General features: G+C 34.3%; 6 protein-coding genes. All 6 read left to right on the top strand.

Annotated elements, in window-relative coordinates; genetic code table 11:
• Nucleotides 1–222: 222 nt before the first annotated feature.
• Genes def through pknB form a run of 6 tightly spaced genes read left to right on the top strand, consistent with a single transcriptional unit; the run spans nt 223 to nt 6839 of the window.
• The gene (gene def / locus CN925_RS19010) at nt 223–696 is read left to right on the top strand and encodes a peptide deformylase (RefSeq protein WP_098848387.1); all 474 of its coding nucleotides are present in this window, start codon (nt 223–225) and stop codon (nt 694–696) included.
• A gap of 8 nt (nt 697–704) precedes the next feature.
• Complete coding sequence (gene fmt, locus CN925_RS19005; protein ID WP_098848386.1) at nt 705–1649, top strand: methionyl-tRNA formyltransferase; 945 nt, start codon at nt 705–707, stop codon at nt 1647–1649.
• A gap of 1 nt (nt 1650) precedes the next feature.
• Nucleotides 1651–2997, top strand: coding sequence for a 16S rRNA (cytosine(967)-C(5))-methyltransferase RsmB (gene rsmB / locus CN925_RS19000; protein ID WP_098848385.1), 1347 nt, complete (start codon nt 1651–1653; stop codon nt 2995–2997).
• A gap of 2 nt (nt 2998–2999) precedes the next feature.
• The gene (rlmN, locus tag CN925_RS18995) at nt 3000–4091 is read left to right on the top strand and encodes a dual-specificity RNA methyltransferase RlmN (RefSeq protein ID WP_180233019.1); all 1092 of its coding nucleotides are present in this window, start codon (nt 3000–3002) and stop codon (nt 4089–4091) included.
• A 4-nt stretch (nt 4092–4095) separates the two neighbouring features.
• Nucleotides 4096–4848 carry a Stp1/IreP family PP2C-type Ser/Thr phosphatase gene (locus CN925_RS18990; RefSeq protein ID WP_098848384.1) on the top strand — a complete coding sequence of 251 codons (753 nt, stop codon included), beginning with the start codon at nt 4096–4098 and terminating at the stop codon, nt 4846–4848.
• 8 nt (nt 4849–4856) lie between these two features.
• Nucleotides 4857–6839: a Stk1 family PASTA domain-containing Ser/Thr kinase gene (gene pknB, locus CN925_RS18985; protein ID WP_098848396.1), complete on the top strand. Its 1983-nt coding sequence runs from the start codon at nt 4857–4859 to the stop codon at nt 6837–6839.
• Nucleotides 6840–6859 lie beyond the last annotated feature (20 nt).

Raw genomic sequence — 6859 nt, 5'->3', positions numbered from 1 at the left:
GAAAAGTGGAGGCGACTGGTTAGCTCCGGCAAGCATAAGACAAGGGCCGAAAAAGGTTGGTTTTTACCTTTATCGGACCTTGGCTTATGACCTCGAGGGGCTAACGCCTGGAGCTGGACAACTCGAAAAGCGGAAGGCGTTTGCTAGAGTCGCTAGAAGCATAAGACAAATGACGTTTTAAGAAAATAAATTTAACAAACAATCAAGATAGGAGTTGTGAAATTGGCTTTATTAAAAATAGTAGAATATCCAAATGAAGTACTTGAAACACCATGTGAAAAAGTGACGACATTTGATAAAAATTTAGTAAAACTTTTAAATAATATGTATGAGACAATGCTAGCAGCAGATGGTGTTGGCTTAGCAGCTCCACAAGTTGGGGTTCTGCAACAAGTTGCTGTTGTTGATGTTGAAGATGAGAATGGAAGAATTGATTTAATTAATCCAATCGTAATGGAAACAAAGGGTGAGCAAACTGATGTTGAAGGTTGTTTAAGTTTCCCTAATTTATATGGTGATGTAACAAGACCTAGCTATGCGAAAATAAAAGCACAAAATAAACGTGGAAAATATTTTATTATAGAAGCACGTGGATTTTTAGCACGTGCACTTTTACATGAAATTGATCATTTAAATGGAGTATTATTCACTTCTAAAGTCTCGAAATACTACGAAGAAAGTGAATTAGAAGGGTAGGCAATAAAATGACAAAGATTGTTTTTATGGGGACACCAGATTTTTCTGTTCCTGTTTTAAGAAGATTAATCGAAGAAGGATATGATGTAGTCGGAGTAGTAACTCAGCCAGATCGCCCTGTTGGTCGAAAAAGAGTGTTAACTCCTCCTCCTGTTAAAGTAGAGGCTTTAAAACATAATATCCCAGTTTTACAACCTGAAAAAATTAGACAACCAGAAGAAACAGAAAAAGTATTGGCGTTGAAACCAGATTTAATTGTTACTGCAGCTTTTGGACAAATTCTTCCTTCAGAAATTCTTGATGCTCCTAAATTTGGTTGTATAAATGTACATGCTTCATTGTTACCAGAATTACGAGGTGGAGCTCCTATTCACTATTCAATCATTCAAGGCAAGAGTGAAACTGGTGTAACAATTATGTATATGGTTGAAAAATTAGATGCTGGTGATATGTTGGCCAAGGTCGTTGTTCCAATTGAAGAAAAAGATCACGTTGGAACTCTTCACGATAAATTAAGTATAGCTGGTGCGAATTTACTTTCAGAAACAATCCCACCATTATTAAAAGGTGAAATTACGCCAGTTAAGCAAGATGAAAGTAAAGTAAGCTTTGCGAAAAATATTAAACGTGAGGAAGAACAAATTAATTGGTCAAAAACTGGTGAAGAGATTTATAATCACGTAAGAGGTTTACACCCTTGGCCAGTAGCTTATACTACATTAAACGGAGAAGTTTTAAAAGTTTGGTGGAGTGAAAAAGTAAATACGAATCAAAATTCTACACCAGGTGAAATAATTGATGTTTTAAATGATGGCATATTAGTAGCAACAGGTAATCATACTGCCATCAAAATTACAGATTTACAACCTGCTGGTAAAAAGCGAATGGAAGCAAAGCAATATATTAATGGTGCAGGTTCATTTATTGAACGCGGAATGAAGTTAGGAGAATAACATGAGTAAAAATGTACGAGAGATTGCCTTAGAGGCTCTTCTTTCAGTTTATAAAAATCAATCGTATAGTAATTTGTTAGTAAATAACTATATTCAAAAGAATGATTTATCTTCTGCTGATTCGGGACTATTAACAGAAATAATCTACGGAACAATCCAAAGAGATCAATTGTTAGATTTTTATTTAGAACCATTCATTAAAAATCAGAAAAAATTAGAAGAATGGGTTTATATTTTAATCAAACTTTCATTATATCAATTGCATTTTTTAGATCGTATCCCTCCTCATGCAGTATTAAATGAAGCTGTTAATATTGCTAAGAAGAAAGGCCATAAAGGAATTGCTTCATTAGTAAATGGGGTTTTAAGAAATATTCAAAGAAATGGTTTACGATCAATCGATGAAATAAAAGACCCGATTGAAAGGCTTTCAATTGAAACGAATCATCCAAAATGGTTAATTGAACAATGGGTCAAAGAATTCGGAGAAGAAGAAACGAGAAAAATATGTGAAGAGAACATACTTCCCCCGTTTCAAACTGCAAGAGTCAACACGATGAAAGCAACAAGAGAAGAAGTAATTAAAATGCTTGAAGATGAAGGAGTACAAGTCAAGGAAGGAAAACTGTCTCCATTTGCAATAGAAATCCAAAAAGGAAATGTTGCTCATACGAATGCATTTAAAGAAGGTTACCTTTCAATTCAAGATGAAAGTTCGATGTTAGTTGCACAAGCACTTGGAGTTGAAAAAGGTGAAGATGTATTAGATACATGTGCAGCTCCAGGAGGGAAATCAACTCATATTGCTGAGTTGTTAGGCGGAACTGGATCGGTCACTTCATTAGATTTGCACAAGCATAAAGTAAAGTTAATAAAAGACCAAGCTAATCGTTTAGGTTTAGATAATATCGAAACGAAAGCTTTAGATGCAAGAAAAGCTCCTGAAGAATTTGAAGGAAGATTATTTGACAAAGTATTAGTAGATGCTCCATGTTCTGGTTTAGGGGTAATTCGTCGTAAACCGGATATTTTATTAAAAAAGAATGCCACTGATGTATCAAACTTACAAAGAGTTCAGAAGTCTATTTTAGACGAATCTTCAAAGTTAGTTAAGCCAGGTGGAACTTTAGTATATAGCACTTGTACAGTAGGACATGAAGAAAATATTGATGTAGTTGAAGCTTTTTTAGATGAGCATCAAGATTATGAATTAGATCATTCATTAATTGATCATGTTCCGGAAAAATTAACTAAAAATAAATCGGTCCAAAAAGGGTATATACAGCTTTTACCACATTATTTTGGAACGGATGGATTTTTTATTGCAAGATTAAGGAAGAAGGTGTAACGTTGAAATTAGAAAATACAACAAATTCAATCAAAATAGAAAAAACGCATAAAACCTCAATTTACTCGTTAAAAGTGAGTGATTTAGAGGATTGGTTAAAGGCGCAAAAGCAGCAGGCTTTCCGTGCTAAGCAAATTTATAATTGGCTATATGTTCAACGAGTTGAAAGTTTTGAAGAAATGCAAAATATTCCAAAAGATTTACGTTTGTTACTTGAAGAGAATTTTACAATTACGACATTAAAAACATTAGTTAAACAAACCTCTTCAGATGGTACGATGAAATTTTTATTTGAATTACATGATGGATATTCAATTGAAACTGTTTTAATGAGACATAATTATGGCAATTCTGTATGTGTAACGACACAAGTAGGTTGTCGAATTGGATGTACTTTTTGTGCATCGACTCTTGGTGGTTTAAAACGAAATCTTGAAGCAGGTGAAATCGTAGCACAAGTATTAGAAGTACAACGTGCAATTGATGAAGTTGAAGAAAGAGTTAGCTCAATTGTAGTTATGGGTATAGGCGAACCATTTGATAACTATAATGGTTTAATGGATTTCTTACGAATTGTTAATTCTGATAAAGGTCTTAATATTGGTGCAAGACATATAACAGTATCAACAAGTGGAATCATTCCAAAAATCTATAATTTTGCTGATGAAGGTCTTCAAATTAATTTCGCGATTTCTTTACATGCTCCTAATAGTGAGTTGCGTTCTAAATTAATGCCAATTAACCGTGCATACAAATTACCGGATTTAATGGACGCTGTTCGTTACTATGTTGAAAAAACAGGTAGACGTGTAACGTTTGAATATGGTTTATTCGGTGGTGAAAATGACCAAGTTGAGCATGCTGAAGAACTTTCAAAGCTACTTAAAGGAGTTAAATGTCATGTTAATTTAATTCCAGTTAACTACGTACCTGAAAGAGATTACGTAAGAACACCAAAAGAACAAATTTTTGCATTTGAAAAAGTACTTAAAAATAATGGAGTGAATGTTACAATTCGTCGTGAACAAGGTCATGATATAGATGCAGCTTGTGGACAGTTGCGTGCAAAGGAGCGTAAAGAGGAGACGAGGTGAAACAATGCAAACTTTTTTTCAAACTGATACGGGGAAAGTTCGAGAGCATAATGAAGATAGCGTAGGTATTTTTACGAACGATTCAGGAATCGTATTAGCTGTAGTTGCAGACGGAATGGGTGGCCATTTAGCTGGTGAGGTTGCTAGTATGATGGCGATCAATTTTCTTGAAGCAGAGTGGAAAAATACTAGTAAATTTGAAACACCGGTTGAAGCCGAATCATGGCTAAAAAATATTGTAGCACAATTAAATACAAATTTATTAGTTCATTCAGAACAAAATGAAGAGTGCAAGGGGATGGGTACAACTCTTGAAGCGATTATTTGTACTCCTTTATTTTTTACGATTGCACATATAGGTGATAGTAGAAGTTACTTGAGGAATGATGAAGGGTTTAAGCAAATAACAGAAGATCATACTTTTGTCGCTGAACTTGTTAAATTTGGGCAAATTTCGATGGAGGATGCAGAAATTCACCCACGTAAAAATATTATAACGCGAGCACTTGGTACAGAGGAAACAGTTGACGTTGATATTAAAACTTTAACTTGGGAAGAAGATGATTTAATCATTTTATGTTCAGATGGTTTATCGAATAAAATATCAAATGAACTTTTCAATGAAAAATTAAATGAAAATCTACCAATCGATGTTCTCGGTAACCAGTTGATTACACTCGCAAATGATCTTGGTGGAGAAGATAACATCACGCTTGCCATTATTAAGTTTGAGCCTAGAAATATAGAGAAAGGGTGATGATGAGCGTGATTATTGGTAGACGCCTAAACGACCGATATAAGATTTTAAAATTAATTGGTGTCGGCGGTATGGCAAACGTTTATTTAGCCCGTGATATGATATTAGATCGAGATGTAGCTGTAAAAATGTTAAAAGCTGATTTTTCAAATGACCCTGATTTCTTAAGAAGATTTCAACGTGAAGCATATTCAGTTACTTCACTTTCTCATCCAAATATCGTAAGCTCATATGATGTTGGGGAAGAAGATGGATTACAGTATATCGTCATGGAATACGTTGAAGGTGAGACTTTAAAGGAGTATATTCAAAATCATACACCAATAAAGCCAAAAGAAGTATTGAGGATTATGGAACAATTAGCCTCAGCATTAGCGCATGCGCATCATTTTCAAATCGTTCATAGAGATGTAAAACCGCAAAATATTTTAATAAATAATGAAGGAAACGTAAAAGTAACTGACTTTGGTATTGCGACAGCTTCGACGGCTGCAACAATTACACAAACAAATTCAGTACTTGGTTCTGTTCACTATCTCTCACCAGAACAAGCAAGAGGTGGAGTTGCGAACAAAAAATCAGATATTTATTCTTTAGGTATTGTCATGTTTGAGCTGTTAACTGGAAAACTACCATTTTCGGGTGAAAGTGCAGTTGCGATCGCATTAAAACATTTACAAAGCGAAGTACCACCACCAACTAAATTTAATCCAGAAATACCTCAAAGTGTTGAAAATATCGTTTTAAAAGCGACAGCCAAAGATATCTTTTATCGATACGATACCGCAGATGAGATGAAGCTAGATTTACAAACAGCTTTAGATCATAATCGTTTAAATGAAAAACCTTTTGTGATTCCTACAAATGATGATGAAACAAAGGTAATACCGATTATAAAGGATATTCCTGTACCAACTAGTGATGATACAGTTGTCGTACCAACAAAGAAAAAAGCAATTAAAGAAAAAGAACCAATCAAAAAAGAACCTGTCAAAAATGATGAACCTGATAATTTAAAACGGAAGAAGAAAAATTCTTTTGCAAAGTTTATTATTGGTACATTTATTGCACTCTTAATTGGTGGTTTATTAGCAATAACATTAATTCCTGCGTTATTTTTACCTGAAGACGTAGAAATTCCTGATGTTAAGGATATGACATATGAAAGTGCAGTTACATTGCTTGCATCAAAAGGGTTAAAAATAAGCGATCCGAAAGAAATTTTTGATGATGAAGTAGATGAAGGAAAAGTAGTAAAAACCTCTCCTAATATTGGGGAAACTGTTAAAGAAAATTCATCAATAACGATCTATAAATCAAAAGGTAAAAAGAGTAACGAGATGGAAGACTTAAAAGGGTTCCTATACAACACAATAAAATCTCGATTACAAGACGATTATCGTTCGGTTACAACGCATTTTATCGAAAGTGATGCACGAGAAGGTGAAATAACCGACCAATCTCCAAACGTAGGGGCTGAAGTCGTTCCATCAGAAACAGATTTAAATGTATGGATAAGTAAAGGGGCATCGACGATCACTCTTCGTGACCTAAAAGGATGGTCTAGAAAAGATGTTGAAACCTATGCAGGTGATAATAACCTAAAGCTTAACGTAACGAAAGAAGAATCTGGAACAGTTGCTGAAAATCATGTTATTTCGCAAACTCCATCTGCTAACGTTGCAGTAAAAGAAGGAGATACATTAAATGTCGTTATTTCCTCAGGAAAACAAAAAGAAAAGACGAAAAAAGTAACGATCAATGTACAAGTTCCATACACCCCAACGAATCCTAGTACACCTCAGTTAATAGAGGTATTTATTAGGGATAAAAATAATAATGGTGAAAAACCTGCAATTTCAAAATCGATCACCGAAACAACTACTATACCAGTAGAAGTGACAATTGATCCTGGACAAACTGCTTCCTATAAAATTGTTAAAGATGGTCAAGTTATTGCAGAAAGAGATGTACCTTATCCATCGAATTAAAGAGCTGTAGGAGTGAGTAT

This window comes from Bacillus sp. AFS055030, assembly GCF_002574545.1.
Taxonomy (GTDB): domain Bacteria; phylum Bacillota; class Bacilli; order Bacillales; family Bacillaceae_G; genus Gottfriedia.
This window is presented reverse-complemented; position numbering and strand designations above follow the sequence as displayed.

Excerpts from the sequence above, each read along its gene's own strand:
- fmt (WP_098848386.1), top strand. The coding sequence starts at position 705 with ATGACAAAGATTGTTTTTATGGGGACACCAGATTTTTCTGTTCCTGTT.
- rsmB (WP_098848385.1), top strand. The coding sequence starts at position 1,651 with ATGAGTAAAAATGTACGAGAGATTGCCTTAGAGGCTCTTCTTTCAGTT.
- CN925_RS18990 (WP_098848384.1), top strand. The coding sequence starts at position 4,096 with ATGCAAACTTTTTTTCAAACTGATACGGGGAAAGTTCGAGAGCATAAT.